Annotated in this window: 16 protein-coding genes; 4 read left to right on the forward strand and 12 right to left on the reverse strand. The window is 71.9% G+C overall.

From position 1 onward, the window contains the following. Positions 1 to 38: 38 nt before the first annotated feature. Together prfB and Csp2054_RS12020 are read right to left on the reverse strand one after the other, a co-directional pair. The gene (prfB, locus tag Csp2054_RS12015) at positions 39 to 1,148 is read right to left on the reverse strand and encodes a peptide chain release factor 2 (RefSeq protein ID WP_096899553.1); all 1,110 of its coding nucleotides are present in this window, start codon (positions 1,146 to 1,148) and stop codon (positions 39 to 41) included. Between the two features lie 95 nt (positions 1,149 to 1,243). After that, positions 1,244 to 2,428, reverse strand: coding sequence for a cysteine desulfurase family protein (locus Csp2054_RS12020; RefSeq protein WP_096899554.1), 1,185 nt, complete (start codon positions 2,426 to 2,428; stop codon positions 1,244 to 1,246). A 78-nt stretch (positions 2,429 to 2,506) separates the two neighbouring features. Between Csp2054_RS12020 and Csp2054_RS12025 the strand changes: the two genes are divergently transcribed. The 3 genes from Csp2054_RS12025 to glgB all read left to right on the forward strand — a co-directional run bounded on the left by Csp2054_RS12025 (position 2,507) and on the right by glgB (position 9,883). Then, on the forward strand, positions 2,507 to 4,531 hold the full coding sequence (locus tag Csp2054_RS12025) for a glycogen debranching protein (protein WP_096899555.1): 2,025 nt from the start codon (positions 2,507 to 2,509) through the stop codon (positions 4,529 to 4,531). 367 nt (positions 4,532 to 4,898) lie between these two features. Beyond that, positions 4,899 to 6,899, forward strand: a complete 2,001-nt coding sequence (locus Csp2054_RS12030) for an alpha-1,4-glucan--maltose-1-phosphate maltosyltransferase (protein WP_255252722.1) — start codon at positions 4,899 to 4,901, stop codon at positions 6,897 to 6,899. Further along, positions 6,896 to 9,883, forward strand: a complete 2,988-nt coding sequence (gene glgB, locus Csp2054_RS12040) for a 1,4-alpha-glucan branching protein GlgB (protein WP_255252723.1) — start codon at positions 6,896 to 6,898, stop codon at positions 9,881 to 9,883. Before Csp2054_RS12030 ends, glgB begins: the two co-directional genes overlap by 4 nt. 120 nt (positions 9,884 to 10,003) lie before the next feature. Here the strand turns inward: glgB and Csp2054_RS12045 are convergent, their stop codons facing one another. Together Csp2054_RS12045 and Csp2054_RS12050 are read right to left on the reverse strand one after the other, a co-directional pair. Further along, positions 10,004 to 11,011, reverse strand: coding sequence for a tetratricopeptide repeat protein (locus Csp2054_RS12045; RefSeq protein WP_096899556.1), 1,008 nt, complete (start codon positions 11,009 to 11,011; stop codon positions 10,004 to 10,006). Next, on the reverse strand, positions 11,008 to 12,744 hold the full coding sequence (locus Csp2054_RS12050; RefSeq protein WP_096899557.1) for a hypothetical protein: 1,737 nt from the start codon (positions 12,742 to 12,744) through the stop codon (positions 11,008 to 11,010). The genes Csp2054_RS12045 and Csp2054_RS12050 overlap by 4 nt, the downstream gene beginning before the upstream one ends. Before the next feature lie 183 nt (positions 12,745 to 12,927). On the opposite strand from Csp2054_RS12050, the gene Csp2054_RS12055 reads away from it, so the two are divergent. Next, on the forward strand, positions 12,928 to 14,793 hold the full coding sequence (locus Csp2054_RS12055; RefSeq protein WP_096899558.1) for a hypothetical protein: 1,866 nt from the start codon (positions 12,928 to 12,930) through the stop codon (positions 14,791 to 14,793). 66 nt (positions 14,794 to 14,859) lie between these two features. On the opposite strand, the gene Csp2054_RS12060 is transcribed toward Csp2054_RS12055, so the two are convergent. From Csp2054_RS12060 to tsf, 8 genes are all read right to left on the reverse strand, one after another. Then, positions 14,860 to 15,648 carry an alpha/beta hydrolase gene (locus tag Csp2054_RS12060; RefSeq protein WP_096899559.1) on the reverse strand — a complete coding sequence of 263 codons (789 nt, stop codon included), beginning with the start codon at positions 15,646 to 15,648 and terminating at the stop codon, positions 14,860 to 14,862. After that, positions 15,645 to 15,947 carry a hypothetical protein gene (locus Csp2054_RS12065; protein WP_176491677.1) on the reverse strand — a complete coding sequence of 101 codons (303 nt, stop codon included), beginning with the start codon at positions 15,945 to 15,947 and terminating at the stop codon, positions 15,645 to 15,647. Before Csp2054_RS12065 ends, Csp2054_RS12060 begins: the two co-directional genes overlap by 4 nt. Positions 15,948 to 15,959: 12 nt before the next feature. Then, the gene (locus tag Csp2054_RS12070) at positions 15,960 to 16,595 is read right to left on the reverse strand and encodes a transglycosylase SLT domain-containing protein (RefSeq protein ID WP_411897154.1); all 636 of its coding nucleotides are present in this window, start codon (positions 16,593 to 16,595) and stop codon (positions 15,960 to 15,962) included. Positions 16,596 to 16,994: 399 nt separating this feature from the next. Then, positions 16,995 to 17,543, reverse strand: a complete 549-nt coding sequence (locus Csp2054_RS12075; protein ID WP_096899561.1) for a DivIVA domain-containing protein — start codon at positions 17,541 to 17,543, stop codon at positions 16,995 to 16,997. Positions 17,544 to 17,656: 113 nt separating this feature from the next. Beyond that, entirely contained in the window at positions 17,657 to 18,646 is a 990-nt protein-coding gene (locus Csp2054_RS12080; RefSeq protein ID WP_096899562.1) for a phosphatidate cytidylyltransferase, read from the reverse strand. Next, positions 18,646 to 19,200: a ribosome recycling factor gene (frr, locus tag Csp2054_RS12085; protein WP_096899563.1), complete on the reverse strand. Its 555-nt coding sequence runs from the start codon at positions 19,198 to 19,200 to the stop codon at positions 18,646 to 18,648. The genes Csp2054_RS12080 and frr overlap by 1 nt, the downstream gene beginning before the upstream one ends. Positions 19,201 to 19,247: 47 nt before the next feature. Beyond that, positions 19,248 to 19,967 (reverse strand): UMP kinase, encoded by a 720-nt coding sequence (pyrH, locus tag Csp2054_RS12090; protein WP_096899564.1) that lies wholly within the window; start codon positions 19,965 to 19,967, stop codon positions 19,248 to 19,250. Positions 19,968 to 20,076: 109 nt separating this feature from the next. Next, on the reverse strand, positions 20,077 to 20,904 hold the full coding sequence (gene tsf, locus Csp2054_RS12095) for a translation elongation factor Ts (RefSeq protein WP_096899565.1): 828 nt from the start codon (positions 20,902 to 20,904) through the stop codon (positions 20,077 to 20,079). Positions 20,905 to 20,944 lie beyond the last annotated feature (40 nt).

Consider the following 20,944-nt stretch of genomic DNA (forward strand, 5'->3'; position numbering starts at 1 on the left):
TCAACCGAGGCGCGCGGCTCGGGAGTGCTCGGATCCGTTCAGTCGTCGTCGCCCTGCTTGCGCCAGCGGATGCCCGCGTTGATGAACCCGTCGAGGTCGCCGTCGAACACCGCGGACGGGTTGTTGACCTCGTGCTCGCTCCGGAGGTCCTTCACCATCTGGTACGGCGCGAGGACGTACGAGCGGATCTGGTCGCCCCAGCTCGCGGTGATGTTGCCAGCGAGCTCCTTCTTCTTCGCGTTCTCCTCTTCCTTCTTCAGCAGGAGCAGGCGCGACTGCAGGACGCGCATGGCGGCGGCCCGGTTCTGGATCTGCGACTTCTCGTTCTGCATCGACACGACGGTGCCGGTCGGCAGGTGGGTGATGCGGACGGCGGAGTCGGTCGTGTTGACGGACTGACCACCGGGCCCCGACGAACGGAAGACGTCGACCCGGATGTCGTTCTCGGGGATGTCGATCGCCTCGGTCTCCGGCATGAGCGGGATGACCTCGACCGCGGCGAACGACGTCTGGCGTTTGCCCGCAGCACCGAACGGCGACATGCGGACGAGTCGGTGCGTCCCGGCCTCCACCGACAGGGTACCGAAGGCGTAGGGCGCGTCGACCTCGAACGTCGCCGACTTGATGCCCGCTTCCTCGGCGTAGGAGGTGTCCATCACGGTGGTCTTGTAGCCGTGCTGTTCGGTGTAGCGCAGGTACATGCGCAGGAGCATCTCGGCGAAGTCGGCGGCGTCGACACCACCGGCACCGGCACGGATCGTGATGACGGCGGGGCGCTCGTCGTACTCGCCGTCGAGGAGCGTCTGCACCTCGAGGTCGCCCATGGTCTTCTGGATCGCCTTGAGCTCGGCGTGCGCTTCGTCCGCGGAGTCCTGGTCGTCGGCCTCGTTCGCCATCTCGACGAGGACCTCGAGGTCGTCGATCCGCTGCTCGGTGTCGGTGATCTTCCGGAGCTCGGCCTGCCGGTGCGACAGCGCGCTCGTCACCTGCTGCGCGTGCTCGACGTCGTCCCACAGGTCGGGTGCGCCCGCCTGCTCGCTGAGTTCGGCGATCTCCCGCTGCAGGCGGTCGACGTCGACCACGGAGCGGATGTTGCCGAACGTCTCGCGGAGGGCGGAGAGTTGCTCGGAGAAGTCCAGTTCGACCATGATCGTCGATCCTACCGGCGCTCTCCGCCCGGGAGGCACGGCCCGCGTCGTGCCTGTGGACGCCGGTGCCGGGACGGCCGGCTGTGGAGGACCGGTCAGCGCCCGAGGACGGGCGCGCGGGACGCCATGCCCGCCGCGCTCGCGCGCGCCACGGCGTCGGGCAGGGCTGTGAGGAACGCGTCGACGTCGGCGTCCGTCGTGGTGTGCCCCAGCGTGATCCGCAGGGCTCCGCGGGCGTCCTCCTCCGACAGACCCATGGCGAGGAGCACGTGCGACGGCTCGGGCACGCCCGCCTGGCACGCCGATCCGGTGGACACCGCGACCCCGGCCGCGTCGAGCAGGAACAGCAGCGAGTCACCCTCGCACCCCGCGAAGGTGAAGTGCGCGTTGCCGGGCAGCCGGTCGACCGGGTCGCCCATGAGCCGGGCGGACGGCACCGCCGCACGGACGCCCGCCACGAGACGGTCCCGCAGCGCCCGCACGGCGTCGTCACCGGCCGCCGCCACGGCCGCCGCAGCGGTGGCGGCCACCCCGAACGACGCCGCGGCCGGAGCGTCCTGCGTGCCGCTGCGTACCTGGCGCTGCTGCCCGCCGCCGTGGATGAGCGGCTCGACCGTGGCACGGCGCCCGAGGACGAGCGCCCCGATGCCCACCGGACCGCCCACCTTGTGCGCGGAGACGCTCAGCGCGTCGAGCCCGGACTCCCGGAACGACAACGGGACCTGCCCGTAGGCGGCCACCGCGTCGCAGTGCACCGGCACGCCGGCGGCGTGCGCGGTCTCGACGATCCGCCGCACCGGCTGGAGCGTCCCGACCTCGTTGTTGGCCCAGAGGAACGTGACCAGGGCGACGTCGTCGGCGGAGGCGAGCCGTGCCTCCAGGGCGGCCGTGTCCACGCGCCCCTGCGCGTCCAACGGGACCACGTCCACGACCGCGCCCTCGTGGCGCTCCAGCCACTCGACCGTGTCGACGGTCGCGTGGTGCTCGCCCGCCGGCACGACGATGCGGGGTCGGGGACGGTCCTGCTGCCGCGCCCAGTACAGTCCCTTCACCGCGAGGTTGATGCTCTCGGTCCCGCCGGAGGTGAAGACCACCTCGACCGGGTCGGCGTCGAGGGACCGGGCGACCGCGGCGCGACCGTCCTCGAGGAGCATGCGCGCCCGCTGTCCCGCGGAGTGGATCGACGACGGGTTGCCGACGGTCTGCAGCGCATCGGTGAACGCGGCGAGCGCCCCGGGCAGGATCGGCGTCGTCGCGGCGTGGTCCAGGTAGACCGTCACACTGCTCTCCCATCGACGATGCCTGCCCCCTGATCGGGCGTTTCCAGGATACCCGCGGCCCCTCGTACGCTGGACGGCATGCACGAGACCGCGACCGACGCCCTGCCGGGGTTCGTCCTCGCCGACGGCTCCGGCCGGTTCACGACGCACTCCGCGACCGCGACCGCCGTCACGCTCGTGGTCGAGGGCCGTGGCACGTTCCCGCTCGGGCGCCAGGACGGGTCGGACCGCTGGACGGTCGACGTGCCCGGTGTGCGTCCGGGTGACCGCTACCACCTGCTCGCGGACGGTCCGGCCGGGCCCCGCCACGACTTCGACCCCGCGCGGCCGCTGCTCGACCCGGCGGCGCGCGGCATCGTCGCGACCGACTCCCCCGCGCGGTGGACGAGCGAGGTCGTCGACGAGACGTTCGACTGGGGCGACGGGGCCGCACCGACGACGTCGCTGGACCGCACGGTGCTGTACGAGGCGAACGTCCGCACGCTCACCGCCGCCAACCCGCACCTGCCGGACGAGCTCCGCGGCACGTACGCCGGTGTGGCTCACGCGTCGACGATCGCGCACCTGCACCGCATCGGCGTCACCGCGATCGAGCTCCTGCCGGTGCACGCGTTCGACACCGAGCGCTGGCTGCGGGACGCCGGGCGGGAGAACGCCTGGGGGTACAACACGCTCGGGTTCTTCGCGCCGCATGCCGCGTACGCCTCGCCCGCAGCCCGGGCCGCCGGGGCCTCCGCCGTCCTTCGCGAGTTCAAGGGCATGGTGCGGCTGCTGCACGAGGCCGGGATCCAGGTGGTCCTCGACGTCGTCTACAACCACACCGCCGAGGAAGGGCTCGGCGGGCCGACGTCGTCGCTCCGCGGGCTCGACGGCGCGAACCGGTACCGGTGGGCGACCGACGACACCTACTACGACACCACCGGCTGTGGGAACACCCTCGACACGTCGGTGACCGCCACCGCGGACCTGATCGTGGACAGCCTGCGCTACTGGGCGCGCGAGGTCCGCGTCGACGGCTTCCGGTTCGACCTGATGGCAGCGCTCGGCCGCGACGCGCGGCACGTGTTCGACCCGGCGCACCCGCTGCTCGAGCGGATCCGGCAGCACCCCGACCTGCGGGACGTCCTGGTGGTCGCGGAGCCGTGGGACGTCGGTCCGGACGGGTGGCGCACCGGCGCGTTCGGCGCGGGGACCAGCGAGTGGAACGACGGGTTCCGCAACACGGTGCGGCAGTTCTGGCTGACCGACATCGCCGAGGAGCGGCGGCTCGGGGCCCCACGGACGGGGATCGGTGCGCTCGCCGGGGCGCTCACCGGGTCGCGGCACCTGTTCGGGGCGGAGCGCGGGCCACTCGCGGGCGTCGGGTTCGTGACCGCGCACGACGGCTTCACGCTCCTCGACCTGGTGTCCTACGACCGCAAGCACAACGAGGCGAACGGCGAGGAGAACCGCGACGGCTCGGACGACAACCGGTCGTTCAACCACGGCGTCGAGGGCCGGACCGAGGACCGCGGGGTGCGGGCCGCGCGGGGGCGGAGCATGCGGAACCTGTTCGGCACCCTGCTGCTCTCCGCCGGGGTCCCGATGATCACCGCCGGCGACGAGCGCAGCAGGACCCAGCACGGCAACAACAACGCGTACGTGGTGTCGGACGACCTGACGCCGGTGGACTGGTCGGACGACGAGGACGCCGAGTCGATGACGAACACGGTGGCCGAGCTCACCCGGCTGCGTGCGGCGCACCCGGCGCTCCGTCCGAGCCGGTTCGGCGTCGAGGGGCAGGAGACGCCGAGCGCCTCCCGGATGACCTGGTACGGGCCGGACGGGGGTCCGATGACCGTCGAGGCGTGGGACCAGCCGATCCACCGTGCGGTGCAGTACTACGTCGAGTCGACGCCCGAGCACGAGCCGGAGGACCGGGTGCTCGTCGTCGTGCACGGCAGCGGGCGGACGCGGGACCTGGTGTTGCCGGTGCGTGAGGATGTGGTCGGGTACCGACTGGCGTGGTCGAGCGAGAAGCACCGGGACCACCGGCGGCTCCGACCGGCCGGGCAGGTGTTCACGGCGTACGGGCCGGGCATCCACGTGTTCGAGGTCGAGTAGGCGGCGCTCCCGCTCGTAGGTGACCGTTCCGCTCGTCGGTGACCGCTCCGCTCGTCGGTGACCGTTCCGCTCGTCGGTGACCGTTCCGCTCGTCGGTGACCGTTCCGCTCGTCGGTGACCGTTCCGCTCGTAGGTGACCGTTCCGCTCGTAGGGTGTCGTTCTTTCCGACCGACTACGAGCGGATCGGCTTTCCATTCCGCGTGCGATGGGTCGGAACGTCGCGGTGGGGCGACGGACGGGAGGCGCGTGGCGGCGCCGGCACGCGCCTCCAGGCCGTCCCCTGCACAGGCGGGTGCGACACGCGCACCGTCCAAGGGAGGCGCGTTCCGGTGAACGCGGAGCGCCCAGCCGGGTAGCGTCGGCTCCGTGGCCACCGCAGACCGACCCCGGCGACCGAAGCCCGGGCGCATCCCCATCACCGAACTCGCACCGACGACGCCCAACGGGTACCCCAGCAAGGCGTTCGACGGCGAGGTGATCACGTTCGGCGCGACCGTGTTCCGCGAGGGGCACGGTGTCATCGGCGCCGAGCTCGTCCTCGAACGACCCGACGGCGGCACCAGGACGGTCCCGATGACCCTCGTCGCGCCCGGGACCGACCGGTACGAGGCGACCGTCCAGGTCGACCACACCGGTGTCTGGTCGTGGCACGTCGAGTCGTTCTCGGACGACTGGGCGACGTGGATCCACGCGGCGCGGCTGAAGATCGCCGCGGGCGTGGACACCGAGGCGACCCTCCTCGACGGTGGCGTGCTGCTCGACCGACTCGCAGCCGAGACCGACTCCCCGGCACCCGCTCGCGCCGCTGCGCGGGTCCGTGACACGTCGCTCGACCCGACGGAGCGGCTCGCGGCCGTCGACGACCCCCGTGTCGCATCGGAGGTCGAGGACTCGCCGCTCACCTCCCTGCGCACGCACTCCCCCGCACAGCTGCTCGACGTCGAGCGGGCCCGAGCGGGAGTCGGCGCCTGGTACGAGTTCTTCCCGAGGAGCGAGGGCGCGAAGAAGAACGCGGACGGCTCCTGGAAGAGCGGTGACTTCCGGACGGCGGCACGGCGGCTCCCCGCGGTCGCGCGGATGGGGTTCGACGTCGTGTACCTCCCGCCGATCCACCCGATCGGCACCACGGCGCGCAAGGGACCGAACAACACGCTCGACGCCGGGCCGAACGACCCCGGCAGCCCCTGGGCCATCGGGTCGGCCGACGGCGGCCACGACGCGATCCACCCCGACCTCGGCACCGAGGACGACTTCCGCGAGTTCGTGGAGACCGCCAAGAACACCGGGATGGAGGTCGCGCTCGACTTCGCCCTGCAGTGCTCGCCCGACCACCCGTGGGTCACCGAGCACCCGGACTGGTTCACGCAGCGCGCCGACGGCTCGATCGCGACCGCCGAGAACCCGCCCAAGCGCTACCAGGACATCTACCCGATCCAGTTCGACTCCGACCCCGAGGGTCTGGTCGCCGAGGTCCTGCGGGTCCTGCGCCACTGGATGTCGTTCGGCATCCGGATCTTCCGCGTCGACAACCCGCACACGAAGCCGCTCTGGTTCTGGGAGCGCGTGATCCGCGAGATCCGCGACGAGCACCCCGACACGGTGTTCCTCGCCGAGGCCTTCACGCGCCCGGCGATGATGCGGGCCCTCGCGGAGGTCGGCTTCCAGCAGTCGTACACGTACTTCACCTGGCGGAACACGCGGGAGGAGATCGAGTCGTACTTCGAGGAGCTCAGCCACGAGACGAGCGCCTACCTCCGGCCCAACCTGTTCGTGAACACGCCGGACATCCTCACCGAGTACCTGCAGTTCGGCGGTCGCGCCGGTTACAAGGTACGGGCAGCGCTCGCCGCCACCGGCGCACCGACGTGGGGCATGTACTCCGGCTACGAGCTGTTCGAGGACGTAGCCCGCCCGGGCTCCGAGGAGAACATCGACAACGAGAAGTACGAGTACAAGCCGCGCGACTTCGCGTTGGCGGAGGCCGAGGGAGCGAGCCTCGCGCCGTACGTGACGATGCTCAACCGCTTCCGCGCCGCGCACCCCGCACTCCGCCAGCTGCGGAACCTGCACGTGCACGACGCCGAGGACCCGGCGATCGTCGTGTACTCGAAGCACCTGCCCGGGCGCTACGTGCGCTCCGGACGCGACGACACCGTGATCGTCGTCGCGAACCTCGACCCGCACTCGGCGCGCGAGACCACGGTGCACCTCGACCTCGCGGCCCTCGGGCTGCCGACCGAGGAGCCCTTCGACGTCCGTGACGTCGTGACCGGTCAGCGCTGGGTGTGGGGATCGTCCAACTACGTGCGCCTGGATGCGTTCCAGGAGCCCGTGCACCTGCTCGTCGTGGAGGGACCGCACCGATGACCGACGCCGAACCGACCCCGACGGACCCGAAGAAGACGGTCCCGACGAACACCGACCAGACAAGCGCCGACCCGACGAACACCGACCAGACGAACACCGACCCGACGAGCACCGACCCGACGACCACCGCGCGGACTCGGGACGCACGGTCGGAGGCCCCGCAGCCTCCGCAGGCCGGACGCGGGCAGGGTCCCAGTGTGCCTCCGGTGCCGCCGCCCCCGCCCGCCGTGCTGCCGAGGCGCATGCCCGCGGACACCCCTCGTCCGACGCACCCCGCGCAGCACGTCGCCCCGACCGTACCGCCCCGGCCCGACCAGACCGCCGACGCCGCCGGTGCGGGCGTCCGCTCGCCACGGGCAGCCTCCGAGCCGCGCTACGAACCCCGGGTCTCGGCCCCCGGCGAGGACCTGCCCGGCGCTCCGCCGGCGCAGCGCGAGGCACCGGACCGTGGCGTCCCGGAGTCGGCCACGCTCGCCGGCCACGCGAACGATGCCTCGCATCCGCGGCACCTGACCGCGGAGAACACAGCGGACCCGTCCTCGAACGGTGCGGGCGCCGGCCCCGCCCCGTCGGACGACGGTGCCGACGCCCCGACCTCGGAGGGCGGCTCGCCGGTGGCAGCCACGAGCACGGCACCCGACACCGTGACCGACGGCGACGAGACCGCCACCAGCCGCGACGACACCCGGACCGACGGCAACGGCACCGGGACCGACAGCGCCACGGCCAGCAGCAGCGAGACCGCCGCAGCACCGGACAGTGACACCGCCACCACCACCACCGGAACCGCCCCGGCCTCGACCTCGGCCGGCCCCCGTCCGGCACCGATCGAGGAGTGGCTCCGCCAGCAGGTCGCCGAAGCCCGCTGGTCGCAGCCCCACGACGTCCTCGGGCCGCACCCGGTCGACGGCGGGACGAGCATCCGGGTCGTGCGGCACCTCGCGACCGCCGTCCGGGTCGTCCGCCCCGACGGCGACGACGTCGAACTCGTCCACGAGGGCGACGGGCTGTGGGCGGGAGCGACGCCGGGCACGCTCGGGCGCTACCGGGTCGAGGCCGACTACGACCCCGACCCCGAGGGCGACGGCGACGACATCACGTGGACGACCGACGACGCGTACCGCTTCGCGCCGACGATCGGCGAGCTCGACCTGCACCTCTTCGGTGAAGGCCGCGACGAACAGCTCTGGCACCACCTCGGAGCGCACGTGAAGACGGTGGACGGCGTCGACGGGGTGGCGTTCACGGTGTGGGCTCCCCGTGCCACCGCCGTGCGCGTGATCGGCGACTTCGAGGGTTGGGAGGGCCGCACCACCGCGATGCGTCGGCTCACCGACCTCGGTGTGTGGGAGCTGTTCTGGCCCGGCGCGCTCGAGGGGCAGCGGTACAAGTTCCAGATCCTCACCGACTCCGGCTGGGTTGAACGGGCCGACCCGTTCGCACGCCGCACCGAGGTCCCCCCGGCGACCGCGTCGATCATCACCTCGTCGTCGTACGAGTGGAGCGACGGCGACACCGCCTGGATGGAACACCGGGCTCGCACGACCACGCACGACCGGCCGATGAGCGTCTACGAGGTGCACCTCGGGTCGTGGCGCCCCGGCCTGTCGTACCGGGACACTGCCGACCAGCTGATCGGCCACGTGCAGCACCTCGGGTTCACGCACGTCGAGTTCCTCCCCCTCGCGGAACACCCGTTCGGCGGGTCGTGGGGGTACCAGGTCACGGGGTACTACTCCCCGACCGCGCGCTTCGGCACGCCGGACGACCTGCGCTACCTCATCGACCGGCTGCACAGCGCGGGCATCGGCGTGATCATGGACTGGGTTCCCGGACACTTCCCGAAGGACGAGTGGGCACTGGCGAAGTTCGACGGGCACGCCCTGTTCGAGCACCCGGACCCCCGCCGTGGCGAGCAGCTCGACTGGGGCACGTACGTGTTCGACTTCGGGCACCCCCAGGTCCGGAACTTCCTGGTGGCGAACGCGCTGTACTGGCTCGAGGAGTTCCACATCGACGGCCTCCGGGTCGACGCCGTGGCCTCGATGCTCTACCTGGACTACTCGCGGACCGACTGGCTCCCGAACATCCACGGCGGTCGCGAGAACCTCGACGCGATCTCCTTCCTGCAGGAGACGAACGCCACCGCCTACAAGCGCTACCCCGGCATCGTGATGATCGCCGAGGAGAGCACCTCGTGGCCGGGGGTCACCCAGCCCACGAGTGCGGGCGGTCTCGGGTTCGGGCAGAAGTGGAACATGGGCTGGATGCACGACTCGCTCGAGTACATCGGCCGCGAGCCCGTGCACCGCAGCTACCACCACGACGAGATCACCTTCTCGCTCGTCTACGCGTTCAGCGAGCAGTTCACGCTGCCGATCAGCCACGACGAGGTCGTGCACGGCAAGGGTTCGCTGTTCGGGAAGATGCCGGGCGACGAGTGGCAGAAGCTCGCGAACGTGCGCGCCTACCTCGCCTTCATGTGGGCGCACCCGGGCAAGCAGCTGCTCTTCATGGGGCAGGAGTTCGCCCAGTCGCAGGAGTGGTCGGAGGCCCGAGGGCTCGACTGGTGGCTCCTCGACGACCCGGGACACCTCGGTGTGCAAGACCTCGTCGCCGCGTTGAACCGGGTGTACCGCCAGACGCCGGCGCTGTGGACGCACGACTCCACGCCGGACGGGTTCGAGTGGATCGAGGGCGGTGACGCGCCGCACTCCACGCTGGGGTTCCTGCGGAAGGACGGTGACGACCGGCTCGCGGTCTTCGTGAACTTCTCCGGCGTCCCCGTGGAGCGTCGGTTCGGTCTGCCCGCCGCCGGTGCGTGGCACGAGGTGCTGAACACGGACGCCACCGAGTACGGCGGTTCCGGCGTCGGCAACCTGGGCGTGGTCACCGCGGAGGAGACCCCGTGGGCCGGACGACCGGCGTCGGCGCACCTGGTGGTGCCGCCGCTCGGCGCGGTCTGGTTGAAGCTGGCCCGCTAGGTCGGGCGAAGGTCGCGGAGCGCCCACCCGAACCGACGGGAGGCGCAGACGGACGGGAGGCGCGGTGCCAGCTGGCACCGCGCCTCCCGTCGGTCAGGGCGAGCAGACCGCCGCAGCGCGTCAGTAGAGCGCGTTCGCGAGCCGTCGTCGCGCCGCGACGACGCGCGGGTCGTCACTCCCGACCAGCTCGAAGTACTCGACCAGCCGGACGCGGACGCGCTCACGGTCTGCGCCGAACACCGTCGGGACGAGGTCGAGCAACCGTGCGAAGGCGTCCTCGACGTGACCGCCGCTGATGTCGAGGTCCGCGACCCCGAGCTGGGCGTCCACGTCGTCCGGCCCCGCAGCGGCGGCGGCCCGGATCTCGTCGGCGGTGTGTCCCTGCAGCCGGTCGAGGAGCGACACCTGCGCCAAGCCCGCGACCGCCATCTGGTCGTGCGGGTCCTGCGCGATCGCGGTCTTGTACTCCTGGACCGCGGTGGCGTAGTCACCCCGCTCGATGGCGTCGTAGGCGGCCTGGTGGTGCGGCGGGAGCGGCTCCGGCTCGGGCTCGCCCTGCTCCGCGACCTCAGCGGGAGCGGCACCGTCGACGGCGACCCGACCCGAGACGCCGTTCTGCTCGGCGGCGGCCAGCACCTGCTCGTAGACGTCGCGCACCTGCGCCTCGGGCAGCGCACCGACGAACAGCCCGAGCGGCCGACCACCGATGAGGGCGGCGACCGTCGGGATCGACTGCGCCTGGAACGCCTGCACCAGCTGCGGGTTCGTGTCCGCGTCGACCTTGGCGAGCAGCACACGGCCGTCGTACTCGGCGGTCAGCTGCTCCAGGATCGGCGACAGCTGCTTGCAGGGCCCACACCACTCGGCCCAGATGTCTACGATGACGGGCACGACCGTCGACAGCTGCAGGGCGTCCTGGAACGTCTGGTCGGTGACGTCGAGGACGAGCGACGGGACGGTCAGGTCGGCACCGCCGTCGGCGCCCGCGGCGGGTCCGCCGCTCGGAGCCGCCGACGCGGGCGTGCCGCTCGTGGCCGGGGTCGACGCCGGACGCTGGGCCCGGTCGACGAGGGACGACAGGTCGACCGCGCCGCGGAGGCCGGACGGGGTCGGGGGGACGTTGCTCATTGCACCTCACTCGCTGCGGTCAGGCCCTGCGTGAAACCGAGCAGGACCACCTTCTCGTCCGAGCCGACGGGCGGCACGGAGAACAACACCTGGACGCCGTAGGTGGCGCTGATGCCCTTATTGCTCGAGTCGACGCCGGAGAGCGCCTTCACGGCACCCTCGGTGTTCACCTCGGCACCGGACGCGGTCGGTGTGACGGTCTCGATCTCGTCGAGGTCCACCGACACCAGCGCGCCGGCCTTGTCGGTCGCGAACGCCACCGAGCTGTCCTCGGGGATCTCGGACGTGTACTCGATCTTCGCCGTGTCCGGCAGCGACTGCGACTTCTTGTCCTTGTACGCCTTGCCGATCGTCTTCCGGAGCGCGTCGCCGTCGACGTCGAACAGGTCCGCGTACTTGCTGGACGTGTCGTTCGACAGGATGTCGGCGTACGCCGAGGCGACCTGGTCGGGCGCGATCGTGAGCAGCTTCGTGCTCGGTGACAGCAGGGCGGCGCCGACCGAGGTCGGGGCGAGGGTCGGGATCTGCGCGTCGGCCTCGAGCGAGACGTCGTACGCCACCTTGTAGGGGTCGCGTGCGGAGTCCTGCGTCATGGTGAGCGCCTGCGGGGCAGCGGTCTTGGCGGAGCAGTCCTCAGCGGTGATCGCGAAGACCGTGCGCGGCCACGAGTCGGTCTGCTGCGGCAGCGCGACGCAGACCTGGTCGGCCGAGATCGTCGGCGGCGCGTCGACGTCGCGGTCGGAGCCGCGGATCGTGTAGTTGGCCTCGCGCAGGTCGAGCGCGGCGCCCGTGAACCGGGTGGCGGCGAGCTTGCCGTCGCGCCGGCCGTCGGCCTCCTTCGCGACCGCTGCGATCCGCTGCACGATGCGCGTGATCTGCTGCTTCGTCGCGGCGACCGGCTCGTCCTGCGTCGCCGCGCCGGTGGCCGTGGCGGTCGGCGTGGGCGAGGCGGCACCGCCCTGCGGCCAGTACTCGGCCGAGCAGCCGGTGAGCCCGAGGGCTCCGACGACGATGATCGGCAGCACGACGAAGGACCGTCGACCACGCCGACCCCGGCTCGGCACCTGTGCCCCGGCGGCCGCCGCACGGCGTGACGCGCGGACCCGCGGCGGTCGGGTGCCGCCGCTGCGCCGACGCGGCCCACGACCACGACGCTGGTGCACGATGGCCCAGATGAGGAGGGCCACGCCGCCCAGGAGGAACACGCCCCCGGCGACGAGCAGCGGCCCGACCGACGGCGTCGCGGTGTCGCGCGGCCACGTCACCGAGACGTCGCTCGGGGCCGCGCTCGTGCCGTCGCCGACGATGATCACGGACATGTCCTCCGGCAGCCGCACCGTGAACTGCCCGGCGCCGTCGTACTCCTGGTACCAGAGGTCGCTGCCGCGCGGGTCGGGGACGCTCGACTCCGAGCCGGACGTCCTGCCGGTGAGCGCGTGGTCCTCGGCGTCGTAGCGGAGCGTGGTGTGCTCGGCGTCACCGATCCAGGCCCGGACGTCCGCGCTGGTGCCGTACGCCGCGAACACCTTGCCCGATCCGGAGACGTTGACGCGCTGGTAGCCGGGGTTCGCGTTGAGCGTGCTGCCCGGGATCACGGTCACGGGGGCGGAGCTCTTCGTCGACGTCTGGGCGACGAGCGAGGACGGCGGCGCGAAGACGGTGCGCTGCCCGACCGCGAGGCCGACCAACAGCAGGCCGACCACGAAACTGACGATCGCCAGGACGAATCGCACGGATCTCTCTCCCTACCGCGCCGGGGTGGGGATCGGCGCGCGAATCAGCGGTCCACGATACCGAGCATCCCTGTGCGGCGCATCCGTCCGCGGTGGCCGGCGACTCAGAATGCCCCGGCCACGCCCACGCTACGATCGACCCGCGGGCCGCTGGGGTCCGCCGGCGAGCACCAGGAGCGACACGTGGCGAACGACGAGGCAGAGTTCGGGGCCGAACTGCGGGGGTACCGCCGCGACGAGGTCGACCGCGCACTCGGTGACCTGCGCCGCGAGCTGATCAAGTCGAACAACGACCGCGCCGAGGCCGCCAAGGAGATCCGTCTGCTGCAGTCCCGCGTCGCGGAGCTGCAGGGTGAGCTCGACGAGGCCGGCACCCCCACGTACAGCGGCCTCGGGACGCGTCTCGAGTCGACCCTCCGCGTCGCCGAGGAGCAGTCGACACGCCTCATCAGCCAGGCCGACATCGACGCACAGCGCCTGCGCGCGTCGAGCCGGGCCGAGGCCGAGCGCACCCTGCGGGAGGCGCGTGACGAGGCCCGCGACACCCTCGACGACGCCCGGAACCGCGCGACCGACGAGCTGGCGCGCGCGCGGGCCGAGGCCGCCGACACGATCGAGCGTGCCCGCGCCGAGGCCGGCCTGCTGCTGCAGGACGCCCGCAACGAGGGGGCGGCCGTCCGCGGCGCCGCGGTCACGGAGGCCGCCGAGGTGCGCTCCGTCGCCATCCGGGAGACCAACGCCCTGCGCGCCCAGGTCGAGCGCGAGGTCGCCGAACTCCGCGAGACCGTCCAGCGCGAGTCCGCGGACGCCCGAGCTGCGGCGGCGGACCTGGACCGCGAGACCGAGCACCGCCGTGCCGTCTTCGAGGCCGACCACGCCCGCCGTGTCGAGGACCTCGACCGGACCGAGACGGAGCGTCGCGCCACACTCGAACGCGAGCTGGCCGAGGGCCGTGCCGCCTGGGACCGCGAGCGGGCCGAGGAGCAGCGGGCGCACCGGACGGAACTCGAGACCGGCCGCGCGGACCTCGCCGCCGAGGTCGGTCGCCGCCGCGCCGAGCTCGATGCCGAACTCGCCGACCTGCGCCGCGACACCGAGGAGTCGCTCGCTGCCGCCCGCGCGGAGTGGGAGCGGGAGCTGGCGTCCGCACGCACGGCGCTCGAGCAGGAGGTCGAGGCCGCACGCGCCCAGCTGCGGGTCGACGAGGAGCGCACCCGCGCGGAGAACGACCGGCTCGTGCAGGAGACGGCCGACCGCATCGCCCGCGAGCTCGAGGAGCACCGGTCCCGCATCGAGCGCGAACGTGCCGAGGCGGACGACGCCGCGGAGCGCGCCCGACGCGACCACGAGGACGAACTGGCGGCCCGTCGCGAGCGGGAGCACGCCGAGGTCGACACCGAGATCGCCGACCGCCGTGCCGCCGAGATCGGAGCCCTCGAGGCCGAGCGCACCGCCCTGCGCCAGGAGATCGACACCGCCCGCGCCGAACTGGCCCGGGAACGCGACGAGGCCGCGGCCGACCTCGCCCGGATGCGGGAGGAGGCGCACACGGCACTCGAGTCCGAGCTCGCCGCCCGTCGCGACGACGCCGAGCAGGAGTACCTGCAGAAGCACCACGAGACGGTGACGGAGACGCAGAAGTACCTCGACGAGGCGAACCTGCAGCTCGCCGAGGCGACGCGACGGGCGTCCGAAGCCCGAGAGCGCGCCGAGCGGCTGCAGCAGGAGGCGGACGACCTCGAGCGCACGAGCACCGCCGAGGCACAGGAGCACGCCCGGACGATCGTGGCGGACGCGCAGGAGCGCGTGCACCGCATGGTCGAGGACGCCGAGGCGCGCACCGCCGACATCGTCGCCGACGCGGAGGACCGGCTGGCGGCGATCCGGACGGAGCGCGACGCGGTCGCGGGCTACCTGGAGAACCTGCGAGGCGTGCTCACGCACGCCACCGGCCTCCTGGCCGAGCCGGACGCCGACGGTGCGGACGGCGACGGCGCGGACGGCGACGCGACCGGCGCGCAGACCGACGCCGACGCGATCACACGCTGACGTGACCGGCCTGGAGGCGCGCCCTGAGCCTCCAGGCCGCTCGCGCTGACAGCGCGGTCGGCTGCGTCAGCGGGCGCCGGCCGGCCAGTGCGTCGGCAGCGGCGCGCTCCCCGGGACCACGAGGTCCGCGATCCGGTCGAGCACGATCCGGACGTACCGCTCCCCCACCCAGAGGTGCTTGGCACCCTCGACCGGCTCCACCCGGATCGACGGCGCGACAGCGAACCGTTCGCGTGCGGCGTCGGGTCGGAGGAAGTCGTCGTGCTCGGGAACGAGCGCGACCACGGGGACCTCGACGTCCGCCCAGCGCGCGAGCTCAGCGTCCGTCGTGCGGTGGAGCGGCGGCGACAGCAGGACGACGCCCGCCACGTGACCGGCCTCCACGTGCTCGATCGCGTGCTTGAGGATCACCTCGGTGCCGAAGGACCACCCGACGAGCCACGGCGTCGGGAGCCCGCGGTCGACGACCTCGGCGACCGCGGCGCGGAGGTCGAACCCTTCCGAGACGCCGTCGCCGAAGGCGCCCTCGGAGGTGCCGCGCGGCGAGGTCACCGACCGGAAGTTGAAGCGCAGGACCGCCAGGTCCGCGAGCGCGGGCAGCCGCGCCGCCGCCTTCTTCAGGACGTGGGAGTCCATGAAGCCGTGCGCCGTCGGCAGGGGGTGCAGTGTGACGAGGGTGCCGCGTGACGGGTGGTCGAGCGGTTCGGCGAGTTCCCCGACGAGCGTCAGGTGGTCGTCGGTGACGAGCTCGACGTCGGTGCGTCGGGCGGGCAACTCGGTGCCGGACCGGATCTCCTCCGACTGCGCGGCGGGCGGGGCCGGTGCGGACGACGCCGGGGCGGGCTGGTCGGTCATGCGATGCTCCAGCAGTGGTTGTGCCAGTGACGGCGGGATGCCAGGTCGGCCTCGTCTCCGAGGACGCCGTCGGCTCGCCACACCACGACGTGCGCGGTGCCCGGCACGACGGTGCCGCCGCAGCCCGGGCAGACGTACTCCTTCTGCGCGGACGCACTCGACACGGGCTGCACGACGTACTCGCGCCCGCGCCGGGTCTCCGTGCGCTTCCAGGAACTCATCAGCCGCTCGAGGCCGGTTTCCTCGTCGGGTTCAGGCCCGCGGCCCCGAGGTCGCCGCGGCCGGTTGCTCCGCGGCACCCCGGACGCCGATCAGTACCAGTTGAAGGACTGGCTGTGACCCCACGCACCACAGGGGGTGCCGTAGACGCCCGCGATGTAGTTCAGGCCCCAGGTGATCTGGGTCGCCGGGTTGGTCTGCCAGTCGGCTCCGACCGAAGCCATCTTGCTGCCCGGGAGGGCCTGCGGGATGCCGTAGGCGCCACTCGGGTTGTAGGCGTTGACCCGCCAGCCCGACTCCTTGTTCCAGAGCGAGACGAGGCAGTTGTACTGGTCCGTGCCCCAGCCGCGGGCGGTGACCTGCTGCAGGGCGATCGCCTGCGCGCTGCCCGGGTCGGGGGTCGCGGCGACGGCTGCCAGCGTGTTCGTCGCCGAGACAGCGGTCGACTGCGTCGAGGAGTCGCTCGTCGTCGTGTCGGTGGTCTCCGTCGTCGGCGCCTTCGTCACCTTGGGCTTCGGGACGGTGACGCCGTACTCGTCGCGACCGGCGTCGAACGCGGCGTAGGTGCCGTGCGGCGAGTACTGCTGCGGAGCCGGGGCCTTCGCGAGCACGGTGGTCTGCACGGCTGCCTGGGCGACGTCGGGCTGCATCGGGTTGAACAGCGAGCCGCCGACGAACCCGAACACCGCGAAGAAGGAGAGCGCCGGGATCGTGGCACGACGACGCATGAACGTGTTCACGCCGCGGATCGGAGCGTCGGTGACCGGCTTCGTCGCCCGGGCACGCCGCTGCTTGACGATGCGCGGATCGGCGGGGGTCCGCGGGACCGCGTGCGCGACCGCCGCGTCGGACAGGCGGTTGGCCGCCACCGACTTCGGCGCGATCGCCACCGGACCGGTGACCTCGGGAACCGTCTGCGGAGCGACCGTCGCCGGGTTCGCCGTCGAGACCGGGGACGCCGCGTTGCGGGTTCGGTTCAGTGCCGCGCGGCGCTCACCCGTGACCTGACGGTCGAGGTGCTCGCGGGGATCGCGGTCGGAGCTGATGTCTGCCGTGTGCCTGCCCATGAGTCCGACCAGGATAACGGAAGCATCACGGAATGCGAAGCACCCGTGAGCAGCGCGTCGTCAGCGGACCGCGAGCATGACCTCGACGACGGCGTCCAGGAGCGCGTCGACCTGGGCTTCGCGGTACCCGCCGTGCTTCGGCCGGAACACCACGGAGCGCACCTCGGTCAGGCTCAGCGGCTTGCCGTCGCGGAAGTACCCGGCCAGGCGCTTCGCGAACGCGTCGACGTCCTTCGGGTGGTAGCCGGTCCCGAGGAAGCTGACACGGTGGAAGCGCTGCCCGTCCGGTCGCTCGAGCCGGGCGACGACGTCCGAGGCCTTCGTCCGGGCCTCGGCGTACCAGGCCTTCTGTCCGACCTCGGCGATCTCCCGCTCGCGCTCCCGCGCCGCGAAGGCGTCCTCGAGCCGTTCGAGCGCGGCGTCGACGTGGGCTGTCGAGTAGCCGCCCTTCTTCATCGAGAAAGCGGTCGCCCGGATCTTCGCGGCCTCGATCGCCGGCGAGCTGTCGTTCGCGGTGTAGGCGCGACGGGCGTCCTCGAGGAAGCGCTCGACCTCGTCGACGTCGTATCCGAGGGTCTTGCGTTCTGCGTTCGGGAAGGTGCTGGCCACGGCGTCATTCTGCCAGCACCGTCCCCTGGTGCGACCTGGACGCGCGGGCGGGCACGTTCAGCCGGGCACGTCGGGAGCCGGGGACGCGTCGCACCGCCGCCGCGACCGGACGGTCAGTGGTGCGCGATGAGGAACAGCACGTACGCCACGGCCGCCGACGGCAGGATGCTGTCGATCCGGTCGAGCAGTCCCCCGTGCCCGGGCAGGAACGACGAGATGTCCTTGATGCCGAGGTCGCGCTTGATCATCGACTCGGTGAGGTCGCCGAGCGTGGCCGACCCCGAGATCAGGACCCCGAGCACGAGACCGGTCCACCACGGCAGCCCGAGCAGGAGGACCGTCACGACCACCCCGACCACGAGGCTCGCGGCGACCGACCCGGCGAACCCCTCCCACGTCTTCTTCGGACTGATCCGCGGCGCCATCGGGTGCTTGCCGAGGTTGAGCCCCGTGGCGTACGCACCGGTGTCGACAGCCACCACGACGAGGATGAACGCGATCACCCACAGCTGCCCCCGGTCCTCGCGGGAGAGCAGCACGACGCACGCGCCGAGCAGGCTGATGTACGCCTGGACGAACAGCCCGTCCGTCAGGTCCCTGACGACGTGCCCCGCCGGGGGTTTCGGCGTCGTGAACGCCACCTCGACGAGCCGCCACGCGGAGATGACGAGGATGCCGATGAGCAGCGTGAACAGCGCCGCGACCTGCCCCCAGACGAACGCCGCGGGCACGACCGCGATCGCCAGCCCGACGCTCGGGATCCGCGGGACGTCCCGCCCCGCGAACCGCATCGCGCTCGTGAGCTCGTAGACGCCCACGCCGAGCAGGAACGCCGCGACCACCATGAACGCGGGCTTCCAGATGAGGAGCGCCGCGAGCATGACGACCGCGAAGGCGAGCGCGATGCCGATCGCCGCCGGCAGGTTCCGGCCCGTGCGGGCCGTCAGCGCCTCGTTCTTGGCGTCGAAGTCGGCTCGCCGTTGGCGGATGGACGCCTCGAAGTCGGACCGCGCCGCTCGGGCACGGGCGTCGAAGTCCTGACGGAGCCCTCGCCGGGGTTCCGGGGTTGCGGGGCGGTCGTCGCCCTGGTCGTGACGACGCATCAGACCTCGAGGAGTTCGGCTTCCTTCTTCTTGAGCGCTTCGTCGATCTGGTCGACGTGCTTCTTGGTGATCACGTCGAGCTCCTTGTCGCCGCGGGCGATCTCGTCGTCCGAGATCTCGCCCTTGAGCGCGTCGAGGTCGTCCTTCGCCTTGCGGCGGATGTTGCGCACGACGACCTTGTGGTCCTCGCCCTTGCCGCGCACGAGCTTGACGTACTCCTTGCGGCGGTCCTGGGTGAGCTCCGGGATCGTCACACGGACGACCTCGCCGTCGTTCGACGGGCTCGCCCCGAGGTTCGGGAACGTCGCGATGGCGCGCTCGATCTCCTTCAGGGCGGACTTGTCGTAGGGCGTCACGACGAGCGTGCGCGCCTCCGGCGTCTGCAGGCCGGCGAGCTGCGCGAGCGGCGTCGGCGTGCCGTAGTAGTCGACCGGGATCTTCTGGAAGAGCGCGGCGTTGATGCGTCCGGTGCGGACGGTCGCGAAGTCGTCCTTGGCGACGTCGACGGCCTTCGCCATCTTCTCGGTGGCTTCGGTCAGGACATCACTGATCACGGTGGTTCTCCTTCGGTACTGCGTTCGAGTCTAGTCAGCCGCTGCGGTCAGTTGCTGACCACCGTGCCGATCCGCTCACCCCGGATGGCGGCCGAGACGTTGCCCTCGCCCTCCATGCCGAAGACGTGCATCGGCATGCCGTTGTCCATGCAGAGCGAGAACGCCGTGGCGTCGACGACCTTCAGCCCCTTGAGCAGGGCGTCCTGGTAGGTGACGTGGTGGAGTTTCTCGGCGGAGGCGTCCTTCTTCGGGTCCGCGGTGTACACGCCGTCGACCCCGTTCTTCGCCACGAGCACCTCGTGCGCGTCGATCTCGAGCGCCCGCTGCGCCGCGACGGTGTCGGTCGAGAAGTACGGCAGCCCGGCGCCGGCACCGAAGATGACGATCCGGCCCTTCTCGAGGTGCCGCTCGGCGCGACGCGGGATGTACGGCTCGGCCACCTGCGTCATGCTGATGGCCGACTGCACGCGCGTCGCGGCACCGGCCTGCTCGAGGAAGTCCTGCAGCGCCAGCGCGTTCATCACCGTGCCGAGCATCCCCATGTAGTCGGCGCGACCGCGGTCCATGCCGCGCTGCGACAGCTCGGCACCGCGGAAGAAGTTGCCGCCGCCGACGACGATCGCGACCTCGACCTCCTGCGCAGCCTGGGCGATCTCCTTCGCGATGGTGCTGATGACGTCCGGGTTCACCCCGAGGGAACCGGCACCGAACGCCTCTCCCGACAGCTTCAGCAGGACGCGGCGTCGCCCGGTCTTCTCGTTCGTCATCTGGTCGCACCCTTCGTCGAATGTCTCGTGGGAATCTACTCGCGCGCCCGGTCGGCGCGCGAAAACGGGGTCAGGAACCGTGTTGGTTCCTGACCCCGTCACGGGTTCGTTACGCGCCGACCTTGACGCGGACGAAGCCCTGGATCGTGATGCCGGCGTTCTCGGCGGCCTTCGCGACGGAGATCTTGTTGTCCTTCGCGTAGTCCTGGTCGAGCAGCGACACCTGCTTGATGAAGGCGTTGACACGACCCTCGACGATCTTCGGGAGGGCGGCCTCGGGCTTGCCCTCCTCGCGCGTGATCGCCTCGACGGTCGCGCGCTCCTTCTCGATCTCGGCGGCCGGGACGTCCTCGCGGCGCAGGTACGACGGGTTCGCGAACGCGACGTGCTGCGCGATCGAACGCGCCTCGGCGGCGTCGGAGCCCGAGTAGGCGATGACGACGGCGATCTGCGGCGGCAGGTCCTGGCTGGTCTTGTGCAGGTAGACCTCGAACGCGTCGCCCTCGACACGGGCGACCGTGCGGAGCTCGAGCTTCTCGCCGAGCGTCGCAGCGTTCTCGTCGATGACCTCGCCGACGGTCTTGCCGTCGAGCGGGGCCGCGTTGCCGGACGCGACGTCGGTGGCGCCGGCCGCGGCGACCGCGGCGACGACCTTGTCGGCCAGGGTGGTGAACTTCTCGTTCTTCGCGACGAAGTCGGTCTCGCTGGCGAGCTCGACGACGGTGGCGGCGCCACCCTCGGTCGTCGCGACGACGACACCCTCGGAGGTGGCACGGTCGTCGCGCTTGGCGACGGCCTTGGCACCCTTGATGCGGAGGAGCTCGACGGCCTTGTCGTAGTCGCCGTCGGCCTCGATGAGCGCGTTCTTCGCGTCCATCATGCCGGCCCCGAGGTCCTCGCGGAGCTTCTTCACGTCAGCAAGGCTGTAGTTGGCCATTGACTGGAGTCCTTTCTGGACTGTGTGTTGTCGGGAGAGT

It is taken from the genome of Curtobacterium sp. 'Ferrero' (assembly GCF_002412165.1).
Classification (GTDB): domain Bacteria; phylum Actinomycetota; class Actinomycetes; order Actinomycetales; family Microbacteriaceae; genus Curtobacterium.